Genomic DNA, 19,081 nt, shown 5'->3' with positions numbered 1-19,081 from the left:
AATGTCCCGTCCGACGGTCGGGACATTTCTAGCGAACCAGTGACGAGGATGTTTAGTGAGCATTTTACCAATAAGCCATTCAAGGTGCCCCTGTCTGGGAGTTCGGCTCCTGAATGCAGGCACCTTGATTGACCATAGATTCCTGGTCAGCATGTAGTGATCGAGAAGGCGGGGTTAGTGATGGCATTTCAGACTGACGTAGATCAGATGCGGGAAGACCTGAAGTACCGAAACGAGAAGCTCGATGTCGAGTTCAAGTCGTGGATGGATATCTCAGCTACGAACAAATCTGCTCAGGGCAAGATTGCAAGGCATATCGCGGCAATTGCCAACTACGGAGGCGGAAGACTCTATTTCGGGGTTGATAACGACGGCAATGCGCAGCCCGCATCCCCCGACTTCGATGTTGCCGACTACAGCCCCGACGTTATCAATAATCTGCTGCGAACAAGACTGGAGCCTTCGCTTCAATGTGAGGTGCGCCGCGTCGAATTGGATGGCGTGACCTATCCCGTTGTTTACATACCGCCGCACGGTTCGACACCTATCTGTGCAAAGGACGATAACGGCTACCTTCATGTCTACATCAGGAATGTCGGCCCGGAATCAACTCGGGTCGATAAGTTCCAGCAATGGGATACGCTTCTCAGGCGCTGTATTCGCTTCAGGGATCTCGAGGCCGTTCAGATCAATGAAGAGGACGACCTGACACGAACGCAGGCGATGACGAAGGCGATCACTGACTCCGTCACTGCATCGATTCTCAAGACATTGACGGCGGGCGGCGGCGTCTTCTCAGGCTCGAATGCGAAGGCGATCGACTGGCCGCTCATCGAGATGCTTGCTGAGGCCACAAGGAAAGATTTCGTCGCTCAGATTGAAAGCCTAGAAGTCGGAGCGTCAGAGAGTGATCGTCAAATCGCCGGGATTGCACTAAACCATGCCGTCATGGGTTACGCCCTACTCGATGAAAATGATGACTTGATAACCCTGGATCGCCCACAAAGCCTGCTGAGATCAGTAAGCGACGAGATGCATGAAGTCGCATCCTTTGGTTGGCATGACTTCATTACCTTGCCAAACTCGAGCGGCCCTCCGAGGACGCAGGTTTGGAAAGTCGGCGACAAAGAGCTGACTGGTGTGGAAGGGATGCGTGTCGATCAGAAACAGGTTTACTTCGGTTCTGTCGACTATTGGAGGGCGTATGGAAACTCGGTCTTCATGATCTGCAAAAGCTACAGGGAAGATTCCAATCGGGTAAGGCACAAGGTCGCACAACCTTTCCTCACCTCGGTTTTGATCTTCATTCGCCTTCATTCGCTGCTTGCTCATGCGGCGCTGATGATGTCGAAGGTCGAGCGAGCGAAGAAGGTAGCCTTTTTCGTCGAACATCGCGGCTTGCGCGACCGAGTTTTGGGCAAGACCATTGACTATGGCCTTCGCACACATACTCACCTTACCGCCGACCTAGACGATCACAGATACAAATTTGTCGTTGATAGAGTCGAGTTAAAAAAAGACTATTTCAGCGCTCTGAAAGGTCTCTCGGTCCCGTTGCTCGAAATATGGGGTGGAGCGAACTTTCACCCGGACGAGTGGTTTACGCGCGAGGCTATAAATAACCTTGTGCATTTCCTTCAACAGGAAGGCAGTTCAGTTCGGTTGCTAAACCCGCCGACTACCACAGACAATGCGACCACCGTAGTGGAGACGTCATAATCTGAGCTCCGCCACTTTGACTGCAACTATAAACTCGCAGTGCAACGAATTTCTTCGAAGGATTCGCAATGTCATTTTTTACGAGTTTTTCCTACCGCCTGAGCCGAAGCCAGGCAATCACCCTTAATGTCTTAGCGATAGGATTCATCATCCTATCCATGATCTGGTTAATATTTGAAATTTTGGAAATCAAATTTCCGATCGAACCGATCGTCGTTGCTTTCGGTGGACTTGCCACTTTGTTCGCGAGCTACTGGCCTTGGAAGCCAAGGTACGGCTTCACGAGGATGCAAGGCCGTGTAACTATCGACTACCTCGGCAACGATAAGAAGTACGTGATTGGATCAGGCGACGAGCGCTTCACAATTGAATGGTCGTCCGGCGGCGCATACAGTATCCACGTCTATAGAGATCCACCTGATATCTAGGCCGTAGCACTCGCACCTGTTTTGAAAAGTATTGATCTCGTTCGTGACTGCTCTGTCTTCGATTTCAGTTCGTGGGCCATTCTCCCAAAGGAAGGTGAGATCGTTCTCCTACGAAACATGAAGGGGAATTACGCCCTGCTTCACATACACGATAATCCGGGCACAGTCGCATGGTGACGACCGCGATGAGGTAACCTTCTCGTATGTAATCAATCCTGATGTCGGACGGGATTTCTTAAATTGATCAGCCACGCGGAATCTCCTCTCCGCATCATCGGATCGCACGTGGTTCCGGTCTGAAATGGCACGAAATCACCCATTGTACGCTGTTGCCAAACCCAGTGTACGTTTCGCAGAGAAGCCGTTCAGGAAAGCGCAATGAATTCCATGGGCGTCAGTTTGCGCTAATGCCAAGCGCCACAGCCGCGCCCCTCGACCTGGCATGCACTCCCACGACAGCGCCTCCCTGCCCGACCTTGCGATATCTCTCGAATCCCATAATAACCTCTGCCGTACGATTGATTAGTCAAGGCTCGCGCGGGGAGTGTCTGAATGCTGTATCGTTACGAAGATCTCGGCGATCATCAGTTCGAGACTTTGATCGTCCTGCTTTGCCGCCGTTTGCTAGGCGCGGGCGTCAGAGGTTTCGCGCGAGGACCAGATGGTGGACGAGACGCAAAGTTCATGGGCGTTGCAGAGCTGATACCGAGCAAGTGCGCCCCATGGTCCGGCACTGTCATTGTGCAGGCCAAGCATACGAACGCCTACAACAAGGCATTCAGCGAGACGGATTTCTTCAACGTCGGATCCGACCGAAACGTAATCGCCGAGGAGATATCACGCCTCAGGAAACTGCGGGCTGCGAAGCAGCTAGATCACTACATGCTCTTTTCCAACCGCAAGCTGGGAGCGAACATCGATCAGACCATCACCGATCACATCTCTACCGAAACCGGGTTGCCACCGTCCTCCATACTTCTGTACGGCATCGAAGAAATCGAACCTTGGCTGAAGCAGTTCAACGACGTGCCTAAGCTCGCGAATCTGGATCCGATCGAGTCCCCATTGATCGTTTCACCAGACGAGCTGGCAATGGTTGTCGAAGCGTTCAGGAACCACGATGGCGCGCTGAAGGAGGCGATCGAGATGCATCCCGTCGAGCGCATGCCGTACGAGCGAAAGAACGAGATCAACAACATGTCGGCCGATTATGCCAGGACCCAGCGCAAATACTTCCTCAAGGACACGGTGCAGATACAGAATTTTCTCGCGGCGCCAGAAAACAAAGAAGTCCTTGAATCCTATGAGACGGCCGTGACAGAATTTCAGTTGAAGATCATCGCGAACCGCCATGCATTCCAAAGCTTCGACAAGGTGATGGAATATCTTACGGATCTGCTTTTCGGGCGCGACCACGTTCTGCGGGCGAACAAGCGTCTGACTCGGGCCCTGATCTTCTACATGTACTGGAACTGCGATATCGGACTTGAAGAGAAGAATGCTGCGACCGTCTAAGCACTCCCACCCAGATCGAACAGTAGTGAATGTCGCCCTTCTTCTGCTGAAGCGGCTGAGGGAACGCCGCCTGTGCGAGTACGGATCCTTGCTAGCCTACGCCCGAAAGTCGGTTCCGGGCGGCGATGTGCTGTTTCTCCCGTCGCTAAGTTTCCTCTTTCTCATGGGCGTGGTCGAATACCATTCCAAAACCGACTCTTTCGAATACGTTGGCAAGCATGAAGCTATCTAAGCTCTATACAAACAGGCCGGAGATCTTCACGGAAATCGAATTCAACCAAGATCTGAACGTGGTCATGGCGGAGATCCGTCTGCCTGAAAACCGCGACAGGGACACGCACAATCTCGGTAAGAGCACCGTCGGGCGCCTTCTCGACTTCGGGTTCCTTTCGAAGCGGGACCAGAGGTTTTTCATGTTCAAGCATTTTGACAGATTCGAGGAGTTCGTCTTTTTTCTGGAGATCGAGCTCGGCGGCGGTGGCTACGTCACCGTCCGGCGCAGCGTTGCGGACGCGAGCCGCGTAGCATTCAAGAAGCACCTCACTGGACATCAGGACTTCGCCGTGTCCCCCGAGCGCGAATGGGACCATTTTGACGTGCCGTTCGAACGTGCCCGGGAGATGCTGGACAGCTATCTCGGTTTACACTTCTTGAAGCCGTGGCATTACCGAAAGCTTCTGGGCTATTTCCTGCGCTCCCAAGAGGACTACGTCGACGTATTCCAGCTCCGGCGCTTCGCGGGCGCCCACGCCGACTGGAAGCCGGCTTTGGCACATATCCTCGGCTTCAATGCCGCACTGATTGAAGAGCACTACGCCAAAGAAGATGAGCTTGAAAAGGAAGAGATCAAGGCAACCACCATCCGTCAGGAACTCGGCTCGGAAGCAACCGACTTGGCCAAGATTGATGGCATGCTCCTCCTGAAGAAAAAGGAGGCAGAGCGGAAGCAGGCCGAGGTCGATGTCTTCGACTTCCGTAGGCAGGACAAGGCCGAAACCAAGGATCTGGCCGATCGCATCGATGTGCAAATAGCGGCGTTGAACGAGCGGCGATATTTCCTCACGGCCAACCGTAAGAAGATCACAACTGCCCTGCAAGAGGACCAGCTCCTCTTTGATCCCCAGGATGCCGCAGATCTGTTCGCCGAAGCGGGAATTCTGTTTGCAGGGCAGATAAAGAAGGACTTTGAGCAGCTTGTCGCCTTCAACAAAGCCATAACTGACGAACGTCGCGGTTATCTTGAAGAGGACAGGCAGGAGATCGATGCGGACCTGCGGTCAATCAACAGCGAACTCAACAGCCTAGGCAGGCGTCGTTCGGAAGGTATGGCCTCCTTGAGCGAAACCGACATGTTCGCGAAATACAGGAAGAACTCCAACGACCTCGTCACGCTCCGCGCCGACATCGCAAGCCTTGAGCGCCAACGCGATTCGCTGCACCGTCTGCAAGAGCTGCGGTCCAAGGTTCGTGGCCTGAAGGAGGATAGTGCGCGGCTGGTCGAGCAGATCGAGACTGACGTTGAGGCGCAGAGCGCAGCCGAAGACAGCCTCTTCTCTCGCATCCGGGTTTATTTCAACGAGATCATCGAGGAAGTGATTGATGCCAAGGCCTTGCTGAGCGTGCGGGTCAACCAGGAGGGACACCTCGACTTCAGTGCCGAGCTTCTGAATGACGCAGGCAATGCGACAAGTGCCGACCGCGGTTTCAGCTACAAGAAGCTCCTCTGCATTGCCTTCGATCTGGCGATCCTCAGGGCGCATCTCTCTGAGGAGTTCCCCCGCTTCGCATATCACGACGGCGTTTTTGAATCGCTCGACGACCGGAAGAAGGAAAATCTACTGGACGTCATCCGTCGATACAACGCACTCGGCCTCCAGTCGATCATAACGCTGATCGATTCCGATCTTCCTCAAATCGTCAACGGCGAAGCGGTGTTCGCCCCTCGCGAGATTGTGTGTGTGCTTCATGACGAAGGCGACGATGGCCGCCTGTTTAGAATGGGGCCATGGTGAGCACTAAAGGCTCGGTGCGAGACAGGAATTCCCGCCAGAGGATTCGTCTTTTGAAGATCCATCAATACGCGGGACGCTGCAGCCTACCGCAAGTTTTGCCGCCGCATCGGCAACCTCGTTTCCGGCCACCCCTGCGTGTCCCTTGCACAATTGGGTCCTGACCTGCGGATTCCGCTCGAGCAGCGCATCGAGCTCTTGCCAGAGCGTAACATCCGGGATCGCCCGGCGACGCTCATGTGAATTCCCCCTCACACGCTTCCAGCAATTGCCGCGCCAGATGTGTCGCCATCCGTCGAATCCTTCAGCGAGATGAGTGGAGCCCGTCCAGATCACAGAGGCCGCAGTTAGCGCCTCGCGCTCGAGCCAGGATAATCCTCGGGCAACGGCCAGGACTTCGAAGGTGTTGTTCGAGGCTCCGATCCCTGTTCCCGCATCTGCCGAAATCTGACGGTTGCCATCCATGACCACGAAGGCCCAGCCTCCTGATCTGGAAGCAGCATCGAAGGATCCATCGGCGTGGATGTGAAGAATGTCGGTCATATGAGGGAAGTTATCATTTGGATGGTGCTCCGCTCCAGCCTCGAATCTGGGCGACACAGGCGGATGAACCTGTGGCACGATTTCGACCGCACAATTCGCTTGACGTCTCGAACAAACAAGGAACATATGCGCCGGGCAATCGCAGCGATGAACGCTGCCTCGGCGAATAGGTTTCGGGACACGGAGATACCAGACTATAATGGCGATCATAGCGTTGTTGCCGACAATATCAGCAAAGACCGCAGAACACGGTTGCGAAGGCTCAGACGTTATCCAGAACTGCGCAAGTTCGTCATAGAACAATTGGAAGCACATTGGTCGCCGGAACAGATCTGCGGCCGGCTGATTAGCCATGGCCTGAGCGCGATACGTCTATGCGCAGAAACGATCTATCGCTTCATTTATTCAAAGGAAGAATACGCGCTGAAACTGTATGAACACCTGGCCGAGATGCGAACAAAGCGCTGCCCACGTGGCACCAGACGATCGCGCAGTTCCCGCATTCCAGAAGCGTTTTGTATTCATCAACGTCCCGATTTTATTGGCAATCGTCTGCAATTCGGCAACTGGGAAGGTGGTTTGATCATCTTCGATCGTGACTTTGGAGAAGCCAATGTCATGACACTTGTTGAACGAAAAAGTCGTAATTACGTCATCATTAAAAACAGCAGTCGGCACTCAAAGCCTATCATGAACAAAATCACTCAGGCCTTTGCAGCACTGCCTTATCATGCACGCCGCAGTTTTATCTTTGATCGTGGTTCCTAGTTTATGGCGTATCGGGCTTTGGAGGATGGAATTGGAGCTAAAAGCTGGTTATGTGACCCAAACTCACCCTGGCAGAAAGGCGCGATTGAGAACATCAACAAGCGCATTCGACGGTATTTGCCCAGCAACACGGATCTGACACAAGTCAGCCAGGCACAGTTGACCGCCCTCGCCCATAATCTCAATGCCACACCGCGCAAGTGTCTTGGATTTAAGACACCAGCCGAGGCTTTTGCTACATTTTTAAGGATGCAGCATAATCAGATACTCTCACTACCGGCATGATGCAGGTGGGGCAGCTTTTCCAGAACGAAATCACGTGTATTTATTCAGTTAATTAGTTGCATAATTAATTCATATTAATAAATGCATCGGTACAATAATAGCTTACTAATAGTTACAAATTATAGAATTATGCAAGTATTATCAAATATAAAGATATGGTGAAATTTATCATAATAGTTTCATATATAGGTAATTAGCAAAAGTATAGCAGTCATCAATTCTGATATTTCTTATAATATTATTAATGACACAATTAAAATATATATTTGCCACTATTTAGACGCAATTTATATTAATCATAGAACGACTGGTACCAGCGAAACTTCATACAATGAATCGATGACCTATCGTTATCGAAACACAAAATGGAGACAGCCATGAATATTGAACACAATCAGACAATTCCAGCAAATCCCTCCACTGAGGGGGATGTTCTTCGCGAGAAGGGGATCAGCGCCGGTGCGAATACCGGGCATGTATACGAAATGGATGATGACATGATCTTCGATACTGCCCTGGCAACGATGCAGGTGAGCGTCAGCGGCGGCTACTCTTAATCGAAAATGCGGGAGGGCGTTTTGTGCCCTCCTTTTCTACTCGATGCTATGGAGGAGAACATTATGGACAATGCCGCATTAATTTCCGCATTTCCATCAAAGGCACGTACCGATCTGGCGCGTCAGAATTACTATTTCAAAGTTCTATCAAGTCTAGCATATCTTATTTCCGTAGGGGCGCCTAACCGGGATTGTCCCAATATCTCAACATTGGTGAGAACCCCTCTTAGTTCTGGAGCCTTGGAGCCGCGACTATTTTATCTCCATGATGCGCTTTTGCTTGCCATGCGCGCACAAGACGTCAACCGTGTTCAACAAACATTGCAGGCGGTGGAAGAGGTAGCGAAAGCCGGCATGAGGATCAAGAACGATCATATACCGGAGATAATATCTATCGGTGATGCTGATTGGGAAAATTTTATAGTCGAGAATTCTATCAATCTAGGAGAAGAATATTTCAATAAGTGTCCAGAAATCGCTCCTGTTTCGGAGGATGTCGCGGCTGAACAGCGCGGAAACGTGATCGCGGCACTCGAACTCATTGAAGAATTTTTCCCCGCTATGCACGAAGAGGTTCAGGGGCTTCTCAATAAGCTCCGGCTGTTTAAGGGTGCCGTAACAATGGGGATTACAGACGTCCGAATGTTCGGATGCATGTTGATCCGAACGCCGCGGCCGGAGGTTAACACTCAACTCTATTATGCTGAACATATCACTCACGAGACTTCGCATATGTATCTCAATGCAGCGATGTCTATAGATCCTATATTGCTAAATGATCGTTCGGAACTTTTTACATCCCCACTTCGACCTGACCCACGGCCAATGATTGGTGTTTTCCATGCGACTTTCGTCACATCCAGAATTGTCCAACTATTCGAAAGTCTCTCTCAAGATTGGGCCGCTTCAGAGGACACGGACGTGTACCTTTACCAGCAATTGGATGAACTAAAAGCTGGGATCAACGAAGTGACGAGGGGCGCGAAGCTTACGCCGACGGGAGCACTCCTACTCCGAGAGTTCGAAGAAATAGCACAGAATGCCGATCAGGTTATAGCAAAGTCCGGTTTAGATACCGGCAAGGTGTATATGCACCGCTTCGGCGGTGGAACAGAATTCAAGCCTGCCAAATCAATTGACAAGTCGGTCGAGACACATGGATAGGAGTTCAGGCCATGATTATTTCTGCCATTGTGGCCTCTGTGAGAAGAGAGCTAGACGGCAAGGGCTGGAGTTTTATCGAGGGTGGTGAATCTTCTGTCTTCGACCAAGTCACAGACACATTAGCAAACAAGCTATACGACAGCGATATCCGCCTTGACGACCGCTTTCCGCATATGGTGTCGAAGCCAGCAGCAATCGCCTTTCATTGCGATAGTCCACGAGCGAGGTACATTGCTTGGCTATGCATCGCAAGTGGAGAGAGGAGCGTACCGCTTAAACTCGTCGATACTTGGAGCGTGTTGGCGAAAATGGACGAAGACACTGTCGCAACACTCGCAGCAACTAGATTGGGGTTCAATTGTCGCATAACAGAAAAATTATGTTCCATGCCCATAGTCAGCAAAAATGCAGCTGATGATGAGATCATTGTATTCTTCAATCGCTTGAATGCACCGAAAAACTTATCAGAAAGGCAAAGACAGGCAGTTGCCGACTTTACAAGTTCTGTTGATCGGGCTGAAGCCGTTGAGATAAATTTTCGATCCAATGATATACTTATAGTGAAAAATCACCGAATTGTGCATGGAAGAGATGCATTAGATGAAGTTTCCAATCGACACCTGGTTCGTCGTTTGCTTGACGATCCGTCGGTAAGTCTTCCTATCAAATTCGTTCGAGCCTCGAATGTCGTCACAACACACTGATAATGAGAATAGGCGGAAGCTGAAAATTCCCGCTCTACCGTTCCGTGTCGCGACTAAGCTGTGCGTCAATGGTGAATGGTGGTACGCAAAAGCTGCGCTTTCGCTTCGTTGTGTCGGACAAGCATTGCCAGTCTTTGGATTTTCGTGCTCCGAAAGCAAAGAGCAGGCGATAAAGTCAGCCAAGTTTGAATGCGTGGAGCACTTGTGGGGAAGAATGGAGTTTTATACCTCTTGCAGCCTTGCTGAACACTTGCCTGTACAATCGTGGCCATCTGGAAGTTGCGTTGGGAAAATCGCGCGAAGCAAGTTGCTTATAGGATCTAGTGCACCTCAAACAGCAGCTTTGAATGCCACGGGACTAGCATTAGGTTCACCAGAGCACGACGCCATTTCGCACTCCGTGATGGAGCTATTTGAACGACACTATGCGGCAAGTTGGTGGAATAAAGAGACGCTCACCCTTCGACGAAAGTACGCTGACATTGATGCCAACAGAATAAGAGCCGTGCTCGTTAGGCAGGTTGAGAGAGGATATTTCGCTGTCAGTTTGGAGGTCGATCAGTCGCTTCCGCTTACATGCTTTGGATCAGCCTTTCGAAGCGACTATTTGTCAGCAGTAAGGCATGCTGAGGAAGAGTATATCATGCTGAAAACCGATATGTCTGATAGTACGAAAATCAGCAACAGGCATAGATGTCTTGTTGATGAAAGCTATTGCAGATCAATATATGAAAAACTCCTCACTAAGTTTTCATTTGACCATGAGTTTAATGAAACTCCAATTCCGAATTGCTATTATTCATACTTATATTCGGAAGAAGATATAATTCTTGTTCGTGCATTTTCGGATAATGCACTAGATGTAACGCGGAATTTATCGGAGATCAGGAGTCCATTCCTATGAACCTAAGTTCCATTGTATTTCTGTTTAGTGCCTTCTATCCAACATCCATCGGAATGCTGATAACAACGATTATTGGTATCTCGACATTACGGAATGAAAGTCCACTCTTATCTTCCGTAATATTTGCGCTTCCGTTTGTGATAACCATTGTAGTTTCACCAATCGTCGCGAAGTTGTTAAAGGGATTACCAAGAGATAATATCATAAAAATACAGTATTTAACAAGATCGCTATTGATTGTATCGGTTCTGACAACTCTTTATGTTGTCTTGCAGGAAGAAATATACGTGATATTCCCATATGTATTACTCTTGACGACCTTGTGTTTTGATCAAGTTTTGACGAGTGATGCTCCTTTAATTGCCAAGGATATATATGGCACGCAGTTTAGCTCGGCAACTGCATTTGGTAATTTTCTTGGCCGCGGTTTCCAGAGTGTAACGCCTGTCGTTGCGGCGTATCTGGTAGCTTCGAACCATGGGATGTTTTGGGTTTCACTCATTACCCTGACTGCCTTTCTCGGTCTGGTCTATCCCTTTGTCGTTGCATTGGTGCAAGATGAGTTTGAAAAACCAGCACAAAAGAAAAGCGATGCTACTAACACGTCAAACGGAGCATTGTACGACAGTGACGCATGGGGAAAGTGGTATGTCGTTTTTAGTGTTTTGGTGAACCTATCGCAAGGATCTGTGGCTTTCGTGTTGATCGCAATTGACCCAAATTATTATGGACCCATATATTCCAGTATCCTTTATGGTGCATTTTTTATTGTTCAAATAGCTGTGCTGACTGGATTTTTGCGTATGGAAACCATTAGCAGGCTCCCCACCGGAGTAACGTGGTTTCTTTTTTTCAATGCGATAGGGCTACTCATTCTTTCCATACTAGGGAACTCATGGGCCATCGCAATCGTAGTGGCTGTTATTGGACTTGCGTACGGTGTCTCCATTCCGCTTCTGTCTGAGGTCATATTAGGTCGTTTACGGGGCCCACATTTTAGACAGTATTTGGCGAATGCAAAAAGTGGTGGGAGGCTCGCGTCTATTTTCGCCTTGTGGGCAGCGGGTTTGGCACTGTCAACGGGCATCTCGTCGAGCCATCTACTTATGATTTCAAGTATATTTCTGGCAGGAAGTGCTGCGATCCTGGCAGTATTAGCTAAAAATCTTCAAAAAGCTGATGACATATCAACGGCAGCAGTGTCAGGCGACAACGCTATTTCCGGTGGTTAATGGCCGGTTGCGTTGGGGGTGCATTCTATCATAAGCATGCAACATGCCAATGAGTTCATGTGGTTAGCCATGGAGGAAATTGGATATCAAATTGCTATTCACAGATCACTTTGTCCGAACGGTGTCGTCTTTCCGAACTTAAACAGCTTAAAGTCTCTCTCGGCGACATAGCGCGACCAATGGTTCGTCATTGCTCGACGATCTATCGCGAGATCAAGCGCAACAGCTTTCGGGACACGGAGATACCAGACTTTGACGGCTATCACGCCTGATCCCGGTCGATCGGCCGCTTTTACGCCATTGTGCGCGCCACCTTAATCATGACCTGTTTACGCATGAAGTCACAAGAGTTGCGAATGATGAATTTATGGGGTCCATAACAACAGGCTTTATGCGAAACGCTATGCGTAGTGCAGAAACCATGATGCGGGCTTATTCAAACTAAGGCGGGCATTCAACACGCCGGCCAGTGTCCGTTTGAAGTTCAGATCCACTTGTACGGATTATACTCAGATACCCTTGGTGATAGAAGTAGCCCTCGCCTATTTGGCGCAACACCGTCCCCGATGGAAGATTGATTTGATGACGAAATATAACCGCACCTGGAGCCAGCGGGATCATTGGTAGCTGATCCTGGTCATGATGTTAATGGTGGTTGTGTTTGAGCGCATCAATGGCCAGCACCGTGCCACCGATTAATGCGCCGCCAAACAAAAGGTTTCTGGCTATCGTATTGTTGTCGGTGGATTGAGCTAAGGCACTGTTTAGTGCTGACAGGTTCAAAGTAGCGAGGAATGTCAGTTAATCATCAGCCGCCTGTCAAAATCCTCAAAACATCAATTATCACTAGTGGAAACAGGCATTGTCATTACGGGATATACGATATAATATATCTGGATATACACCAATAGATATACATGAGGACCAATGCCCCTCTATATTCGCGACGATGAAGTTGATGCCCTGGCTATCAAGGTCATGAATATGACCAAAGCACCCAATAAAACGGAAGCTGTGCGTCGTGCGCTGATGCACGAGTTGGCACGTAGCAGCAAAACCGTTCCTCTGAAGGACAGAGTAGACCAAATTACTCTGCGCATAAAAGCCAGAATGGGCCAAAATCAAACAGATTTCGACCCCAAGAAATTTGCTGATGATATGTGGGGCTCGTAATGTTTCTGGATGCATCAGCTATTGTTGCCATTCTGACTGGCGAGGAAGACGGCGGATATTTTCTTGCTAAGATCGAAGCCAGTAAGAAGCCGATTTATGTCTCAGCGCTATCGATTTTTGAAGCTGTCATTACGATCGCGCGCAAAGAATCCGTTTCGCACAATGGCGCAAACTCACCGACGCCGCTTGCCATGATTGAACAATCACAAACCGATGTGACAGAGTTTCTGAGTATCATCGGCGCGAAAGAGCTGCCCATCAACGGATCTCTGCAAAAGGTCGCTATTGCTGCGGCTTCTGAATATGGCCGCTTTGTTGCTCACCCAGCACAGCTTAATTTTGGTGATTGTTTTGCCTATGCCTGTGCCACTGCCAATCATTTGCCGCTCCTCTTTAAAGGCAATGATTTCGTGCACACTGACATTGAGCGCGCCTGAAGCATTCTAAGCATAAGTGATCGAAAAAGAGGTGGCACTAAAATAGTCTTATGCTGTTTAACAACAATCACTTCTTTTTAGTTTCTGTTTATATTCAGTTATACCCCAGACTGTAAGGCCTCTTCGAGCCCCAGCGACGGATACATTGCTGTGATAGCACTGATATCATCCATCAATTCTGTGATAAGCCAGTCACGAACCTGCGCCACAATGGGACGAACAGGCTTGCCCCGCAGACGCACCAGATGACATTTGCGATGCGTTGGTAATAGCCGATTTTGAGCTGGGATTAAAGCGTTTGTCCGAAGCCAATGCGCAACGACATTTAACCAGCCAATCGCCACCCCCTGCCCCAGTAATGCGGCCTGCACAACAATGGCATAGTCAGAGAACAGCATTTCATCGTGAGCTGCCCGACCGCGCGCGGGTAGGAAAAAATCCGGCCAGTTAGGCTGCGCCTCACTCAGATTAATAAGCGTTGTCGCGGGCTGATCCAGAACCGAAGTCGCTTCATCATGCTCTCTTTGATAGGTCGGGCTACAAATCGGCACGAGTATTTCGGGCATAACGAAAGTGGCTTCATGATTATCATCACCACCTTCTACAAATCTCATACCGAGATCAACGTCATTCACTGGGCCAGCCAGCGGCCCCATAATTAATTCGAACCGCAGATCAACGCCGGGAAAAGTCTTCTTAAAAGCCGCCATGCGCGGCATCACCCAATGCGTCGTAAAACCGGTTGAAAGCGAGAGCGTAACCGTTTGAACGCCCTGTTTTCGGTCGCTGATTTCTCTTAATGCCTGTTCAATGCCAGCGAAGCCCCGGTCAATCGCATCATGTAGAATCTTACCGTACTCGGTCAGCGTGACACCGCTCGTCGTCCGAATGAAAAGCTGTACATCCATATGCTCTTCAAGTCGCCCGACCATACGACTGATAGCGGCTGGCGTCACGTTCAGCTCCTGAGCCGCTTTGGAAAAATTTCCATGCCGTGCTGCTGCCTCCAATGTGAAAAGGCCATTCATCGAAGGAAGAGCGCGTCGCAAAATCGTCATTACATTTTGTAACATCGTCTCAAGCTTTTTTCAATTGCGCCCGTCGCAGTTATTTGTTCTCCTACTAATCAAGAAAGGAGAAAATCCTTCATTATCGTCAGGGGAACAAAGCATTTGTAAGCGCTCAGTGCCAAAGCAGTTATGCGCAAAACTAATGTTTAGCTCTTCCATTGAATGCAGCAGATCGAGCCTGACCAATATTTGATCAGTCGATAAAATATTTAGTGGAATCAAATGACTGAAACCAAAAAATCGTCAAGTGTTGGAGTTTCCATCCGTTCAGCGACGAAGACCTATGGAGCTTTCTGCGCACTTGATTCAGTCAGTCTTGATGTTGCGCCCGGTGAATTCGTCTCAATTCTGGGGCCATCCGGTTCCGGTAAAACAACATTTCTTGGCATTCTTGGCGGATTTGTTCAGCCCACATCCGGTTCCATTTGGTTGGGTGATCGCGATATTACATTGGAGCCACCGCACAAACGCGACATTGGCATCGTCTTTCAGAACTATGCCCTGTTTCCACACATGAACGTCGCCGACAATATCACATTTCCATTGCGTGCACGCCGGATGCCAAAATCGGATTGGCCAGAAAAACTGCGCGATGCACTGGCAATGGTTGAACTGACAGGACTTGAAGGCCGCAAGATTGACGAATTGTCAGGTGGCCAACGACAGCGTGTCGCTCTTGCCCGCGCAATGATCTTTGAGCCGCGCCTCATTTTGATGGATGAGCCGCTTTCAGCGCTCGACAAGCAGCTGCGTGAAAACATGCAGATTGAGCTCAAACAGCTGCATCGCAAGCTTGGTGCAACGATTGTTTATGTCACGCATGACCAGCGCGAAGCTCTTACCATGAGTGACCGCGTTGCGATCATGAACAAGGGCAAAATCGTGCAGATCGACACGCCGGAAATGCTGCACGACCGGCCAATAAATTCGTTCGTCGCCAGCTTCATCGGTGAAGCTACGCTTCTGCCCGTCACTAGAAATGGTGACAATAGTGTCAGCCTTGCAGGCACGACGCTGCGCTCAGCTTACCCAATTCCGCAAGGTGAGAAGCTCTATCTCGCCCTCCATTCCGAAAAGCTGACTGTCAACGACCAGCCCGGAAGCGACCATGTAAATCGTCTGCGTGGCACCGTTATTGACGCACTTTATCAGGGCGAAAGCATCCGCGTTTTCATGCAGCTACCCTCTGGCGAAAAATTAAGTTTCCGTCTCCCGACCAATCACGCAGGTCGTGCGCAACTGCGTGCCCCCGGCGAAGAAATCGAAATTGCACTTCACCCGGAAGACACGGTGATTGTGCCACAAACCAACTAACGATCACGCATAAGTATTACGAGGAAAACAGCAATGAAGATCACAGATTTTAAAGTGATGACCTTTGACGTCGTGGGCACTTTGATCGACTTTGAAAGTGGCGTTTTGAATGCAACCCGCAAAGTCGGCGGCGAAAAGGCTGCCAAGCTGAGCGACGATGAAATCTTCGGCCCTTACATTCGTGGTCGCGATAAATTCTACGGTCGTTCCTCGTCGGCAATGAAGGATGTCTACCTTCATATGGCGACCGAACTTGGCATCAACAACGATCAGGCTTCCGCAGACTTGTTCCAGTTCGCCATTCTGCATCACCCCGCTTTCGAGGATTCCATTGAGGCGCTCAAGCGTCTGCGCAAAAACTTCCGTCTCGTCGCCATGACCAATGCCGACCGCACCACATTCTCAGCCTATTCGGAGACGCTCGAAAACCCATTCCATGACAGCGTGACCTGCGATGAAACCGGATATGCAAAACCAAATCCGAATTTCTTTGCTTACAACAAAGGCCGTCAATCAGCGTTTGGCTTCAAACCATCAGAAATCCTGCACGTAGCTCAGAGCCAATACCACGATATCGGCATAGCAAAAGAGCTGGGCTACACAACCTGCTGGATCGAGCGCCGTCAGGGACAAAACGGCTTTGGCGGTACGCCGACACCCAAGGGCGTAACAAAGCCTGACTTCCACTTTTCGACATTGAAGCAGCTTGCAGACGCAATTGACGCTGAACTCCTTTCAGCTTCAGTCGCAAACGCAGCATAGATCGGAGCGTCACCCCACCATGACGACACGCCCACCCTTCGATGACATCAAATCCCTATGGCAAGCAACAGCCGTTGAGCGCCCGCAATTTTCAGCGATTGCAGGCGGAAGCCAATATGATGTCGCGATCATCGGAGGTGGCTATACCGGCCTTTCAACAGCACGATACTTGGCACGCAAAGGCCTGTCAGTGATCGTGCTGGAAGCAAGCCGTATCGGATGGGGCGCGAGTGGACGCAATGGTGGCGTCGTCTCTGCTAAATTCCGGCTGGCATATCGCGATATTGCCAGCCGCTTCGGCATCGATGTCGCCCGGCTTATGCACGATATCAGCATTGAAGCGGTAGAACATGTCGGCGAACTGGTCCGCGATTACGCTATCAAAGATGCAAATTATCACGCCACAGGCTCTCTCCGGTGCGCCCATAATCAGGTCTCGCTTGATGCAATCAAAGCGGAATGCGCCTGGCTGAATGAAGCACTCGGCGACACGGCTTGTTCGATACAATCTGCTGCGCAAGTTGCAGAAGAAACGGGGTCGAATGACTTCGTCGGCGGCATGCTCAACACCCACGGCGGCATTATTCACCCGCTAAATTTTGCCTTGGGATTGGCTCGCGGTGTGCAGGCCGAAGGCATCACAATCTGCGAAAACGCTCCAGTCGTTGGCATCAAGCGCGATTCAAACGGCGTTGTTGCTGAAACGAAGAACGCAACAATCCGCGCCACGTCAGTTGTCATCGCAACAAACTCTTATTCTGATCTGACCAAAGCAACCGCACCAGTGCGAAAGGCAATCATCCCATTCCGCTCGGCAATGATTGCAACGCAACCACTCACTGGTACAGCAGGCGAAAGCCTTCTTAAAAACGGGAGAAGCTATACCGAAACCCGGCGAATGATGCGCTGGTTTCGCAAGTCCGGCGACCGACTTATTTATGGCGGACGCGGCGCGTTTGGAAAAACGGATTCCGAAGCAGCATTTGCCGCCTTGCACAAAGCGATGGTCAAACAGTTTCCTGAACTTCAATCCGTTCAGGTCACACATCGCTGGTCAGGCCTTGTTGCTATGACACTCGATAGTCTTCCCCATGTCGGACGTATCGATGACCGGATTGTCTACGCGCTAGGTTATAACGGAACGGGTGTCGCCATGTCGTCATATATTGGCAAGCATGTGGCTGAGCTTGTGGCTGGCAACAAGGTTGATCTGGGTCTGCTCACGCAACTCCCGCTCAAACAAATCCCTTTTTATGGTCTGCGCGCACCAGCCGTTCGTGTGGTTGCAGGCTGGTATCAGTTTCTCGACGCCATCGGACGTTGAGGGAGATCGAAGCTGTGCGCCGGAGCAGCTGCTTAATCAAGCCGGTAGACAAGAATGGACCCGGAAGGTCCACACAGAGGAGAACGAACATGCGCATACCAACTCTCGCAGTCCTCCTGTCCTCAGCGGCTTTTGTCACTGGTATCAGTCAAGCATCTGCTGAACAGATCACCTTTGTTTCACAAGGCGGCGCCTATCAGGAAGCACAGACCAAAGCTATTCTGGATCCAGTTGCGGAAAAGCTTGGCATCACGATCAATCAGGATAGTTCACCAGATGCATGGCCTGTGATCAAAACGCAGACTGAAACCGGAAAACCGGTTTGGGATGTTATTGATACGCCAGCAAAAGACTGCATTCGCGGCGGCGAGCAAGGCATGATCGAAAAGCTCGATTTCTCCAAGCTGCCGAACGTCAAGGACATGCCAGCTGAATATAAGTCGCCATATTCGGTCGCTTATGAATTTTATTCCAGCGTACTTGCTTATAATAAAGACAAGTTTGGCGATAATGCACCAAAGACATGGGTAGACTTCTGGGACGTTAAGAAATTCCCCGGCACCCGCGCCTTGCGCAATCACCCGTTGGCAACACTTGAAGCCGCTCTGATTGCAGATGGCGTTCCAATGGATAAGCTTTACCCGCTTGATGTCGATCGCGCTTTTAAAAAGCTTGAGGAAATAAAGCCGTTTGTTACCGTCTGGTGGACGTCCGGCGCACAATCGGCGCAGCTTCTGGCCGATGGCGAAGTGGATATGACAATGGCGTGGAACGGTCGCGTTTCCGCTGTGGTGAAAGAAGGTCTGCCGATTGGTTACACCTTCAATCAGGGTTTTCTGCAATATACGTCGCTTTGCATTCTGAAAGGCGCTCCCAATCTTGAAACTGGCGTGAAGTTCATCAACGCAGCGCTGGACCCTGAAATTCAGGCGAACTTCCCAGCCTATATCGATTATGGCCCGGCAAACCCTGCTGCTTATAAGACAGGTAAGATCTCACCTGAACGCGCAACCGAAATGCCAAGTTCACCAGATAATGCAGCCAAACAGGTTCTCGTTTCCGATGAATGGTGGAGTTCGCCAGCAGGTGAAGAAGCTCAGAAGCGTTGGGCTGAATTTATCCAGAAATAACATCAGCAAGCGCGCATGCAGTTCTGGTGTGCGCGTTTTTCGC

At 50.2% G+C, this 19,081-nt stretch carries 19 protein-coding genes and 1 pseudogene; 18 read left to right on the top strand and 2 right to left on the bottom strand.

Going from position 1 to position 19,081, the window contains the following annotated elements:
• Nucleotides 1-180: 180 nt before the first annotated feature.
• The 5 genes from ACOZHT_RS23215 to ACOZHT_RS23195 all read left to right on the top strand — a co-directional run bounded on the left by ACOZHT_RS23215 (nucleotide 181) and on the right by ACOZHT_RS23195 (nucleotide 5,674).
• Nucleotides 181-1,719, top strand: coding sequence for a helix-turn-helix domain-containing protein (locus tag ACOZHT_RS23215; protein ID WP_421566794.1), 1,539 nt, complete (start codon nucleotides 181-183; stop codon nucleotides 1,717-1,719).
• Between the two features lie 68 nt (nucleotides 1,720-1,787).
• A complete protein-coding gene (locus ACOZHT_RS23210; RefSeq protein WP_421566793.1) occupies nucleotides 1,788-2,147 on the top strand; it encodes a hypothetical protein in 360 nt (119 codons plus the stop codon).
• A gap of 552 nt (nucleotides 2,148-2,699) precedes the next feature.
• A complete protein-coding gene (locus tag ACOZHT_RS23205) occupies nucleotides 2,700-3,662 on the top strand; it encodes an ABC-three component system protein (RefSeq protein WP_421566792.1) in 963 nt (320 codons plus the stop codon).
• Nucleotides 3,646-3,894: an ABC-three component system middle component 8 gene (locus tag ACOZHT_RS23200; RefSeq protein WP_421566791.1), complete on the top strand. Its 249-nt coding sequence runs from the start codon at nucleotides 3,646-3,648 to the stop codon at nucleotides 3,892-3,894. Before ACOZHT_RS23205 ends, ACOZHT_RS23200 begins: the two co-directional genes overlap by 17 nt.
• The gene (locus tag ACOZHT_RS23195; protein WP_421566790.1) at nucleotides 3,881-5,674 is read left to right on the top strand and encodes a DUF2326 domain-containing protein; all 1,794 of its coding nucleotides are present in this window, start codon (nucleotides 3,881-3,883) and stop codon (nucleotides 5,672-5,674) included. The genes ACOZHT_RS23200 and ACOZHT_RS23195 overlap by 14 nt, the downstream gene beginning before the upstream one ends.
• Before the next feature lie 3 nt (nucleotides 5,675-5,677).
• Here ACOZHT_RS23195 and ACOZHT_RS23190 read toward each other — a convergent pair whose 3' ends face one another.
• Entirely contained in the window at nucleotides 5,678-6,214 is a 537-nt protein-coding gene (locus ACOZHT_RS23190) for an RNase H family protein (protein WP_421566789.1), read from the bottom strand.
• Nucleotides 6,215-6,379: 165 nt separating this feature from the next.
• Between ACOZHT_RS23190 and ACOZHT_RS23185 the strand changes: the two are divergent.
• The 9 genes and pseudogenes from ACOZHT_RS23185 to ACOZHT_RS23145 form a co-directional block, all read left to right on the top strand.
• Nucleotides 6,380-7,267, top strand: a pseudogene (locus ACOZHT_RS23185) (IS30 family transposase); the annotation flags it as partial.
• Nucleotides 7,268-7,644: 377 nt separating this feature from the next.
• Nucleotides 7,645-7,824, top strand: coding sequence for a hypothetical protein (locus ACOZHT_RS23180; RefSeq protein ID WP_421566788.1), 180 nt, complete (start codon nucleotides 7,645-7,647; stop codon nucleotides 7,822-7,824).
• Between the two features lie 63 nt (nucleotides 7,825-7,887).
• Nucleotides 7,888-8,988, top strand: a complete 1,101-nt coding sequence (locus ACOZHT_RS23175; RefSeq protein ID WP_421566787.1) for an aKG-HExxH-type peptide beta-hydroxylase — start codon at nucleotides 7,888-7,890, stop codon at nucleotides 8,986-8,988.
• 11 nt (nucleotides 8,989-8,999) lie between these two features.
• The gene (locus tag ACOZHT_RS23170) at nucleotides 9,000-9,692 is read left to right on the top strand and encodes a TauD/TfdA family dioxygenase (RefSeq protein ID WP_421566786.1); all 693 of its coding nucleotides are present in this window, start codon (nucleotides 9,000-9,002) and stop codon (nucleotides 9,690-9,692) included.
• A complete protein-coding gene (locus ACOZHT_RS23165) occupies nucleotides 9,673-10,596 on the top strand; it encodes a YcaO-like family protein (RefSeq protein ID WP_421566785.1) in 924 nt (307 codons plus the stop codon). Before ACOZHT_RS23170 ends, ACOZHT_RS23165 begins: the two co-directional genes overlap by 20 nt.
• Complete coding sequence (locus ACOZHT_RS23160; protein ID WP_421566784.1) at nucleotides 10,593-11,828, top strand: hypothetical protein; 1,236 nt, start codon at nucleotides 10,593-10,595, stop codon at nucleotides 11,826-11,828. The genes ACOZHT_RS23165 and ACOZHT_RS23160 overlap by 4 nt, the downstream gene beginning before the upstream one ends.
• A gap of 59 nt (nucleotides 11,829-11,887) precedes the next feature.
• The gene (locus ACOZHT_RS23155) at nucleotides 11,888-12,100 is read left to right on the top strand and encodes a helix-turn-helix domain-containing protein (protein ID WP_421566783.1); all 213 of its coding nucleotides are present in this window, start codon (nucleotides 11,888-11,890) and stop codon (nucleotides 12,098-12,100) included.
• A gap of 655 nt (nucleotides 12,101-12,755) precedes the next feature.
• On the top strand, nucleotides 12,756-13,001 hold the full coding sequence (locus tag ACOZHT_RS23150; protein WP_310014277.1) for a type II toxin-antitoxin system VapB family antitoxin: 246 nt from the start codon (nucleotides 12,756-12,758) through the stop codon (nucleotides 12,999-13,001).
• A complete protein-coding gene (locus ACOZHT_RS23145) occupies nucleotides 13,001-13,438 on the top strand; it encodes a type II toxin-antitoxin system VapC family toxin (protein ID WP_339513960.1) in 438 nt (145 codons plus the stop codon). Before ACOZHT_RS23150 ends, ACOZHT_RS23145 begins: the two co-directional genes overlap by 1 nt.
• 98 nt (nucleotides 13,439-13,536) lie before the next feature.
• Here the strand turns inward: ACOZHT_RS23145 and ACOZHT_RS23140 are convergent, their stop codons facing one another.
• A complete protein-coding gene (locus ACOZHT_RS23140; RefSeq protein WP_421566782.1) occupies nucleotides 13,537-14,496 on the bottom strand; it encodes a LysR family transcriptional regulator in 960 nt (319 codons plus the stop codon).
• Nucleotides 14,497-14,730: 234 nt separating this feature from the next.
• On the opposite strand from ACOZHT_RS23140, the gene ACOZHT_RS23135 reads away from it, so the two are divergent.
• The 4 genes from ACOZHT_RS23135 (at nucleotide 14,731) to ACOZHT_RS23120 (ending at nucleotide 19,038) form a co-directional block, all read left to right on the top strand.
• Entirely contained in the window at nucleotides 14,731-15,822 is a 1,092-nt protein-coding gene (locus tag ACOZHT_RS23135) for an ABC transporter ATP-binding protein (RefSeq protein ID WP_421566781.1), read from the top strand.
• A gap of 33 nt (nucleotides 15,823-15,855) precedes the next feature.
• Nucleotides 15,856-16,584 carry an HAD-IA family hydrolase gene (locus tag ACOZHT_RS23130; RefSeq protein ID WP_421566780.1) on the top strand — a complete coding sequence of 243 codons (729 nt, stop codon included), beginning with the start codon at nucleotides 15,856-15,858 and terminating at the stop codon, nucleotides 16,582-16,584.
• A gap of 19 nt (nucleotides 16,585-16,603) precedes the next feature.
• Nucleotides 16,604-17,908 carry an NAD(P)/FAD-dependent oxidoreductase gene (locus tag ACOZHT_RS23125; protein ID WP_421566779.1) on the top strand — a complete coding sequence of 435 codons (1,305 nt, stop codon included), beginning with the start codon at nucleotides 16,604-16,606 and terminating at the stop codon, nucleotides 17,906-17,908.
• 89 nt (nucleotides 17,909-17,997) lie between these two features.
• A complete protein-coding gene (locus tag ACOZHT_RS23120; protein ID WP_421566778.1) occupies nucleotides 17,998-19,038 on the top strand; it encodes an ABC transporter substrate-binding protein in 1,041 nt (346 codons plus the stop codon).
• The last annotated feature ends 43 nt before the right edge of the window (nucleotides 19,039-19,081 follow it).

The organism is Ochrobactrum sp. EDr1-4 (assembly GCF_049199085.1).
In the GTDB taxonomy this organism is placed as follows: domain Bacteria; phylum Pseudomonadota; class Alphaproteobacteria; order Rhizobiales; family Rhizobiaceae; genus Brucella.
This window is presented reverse-complemented; position numbering and strand designations above follow the sequence as displayed.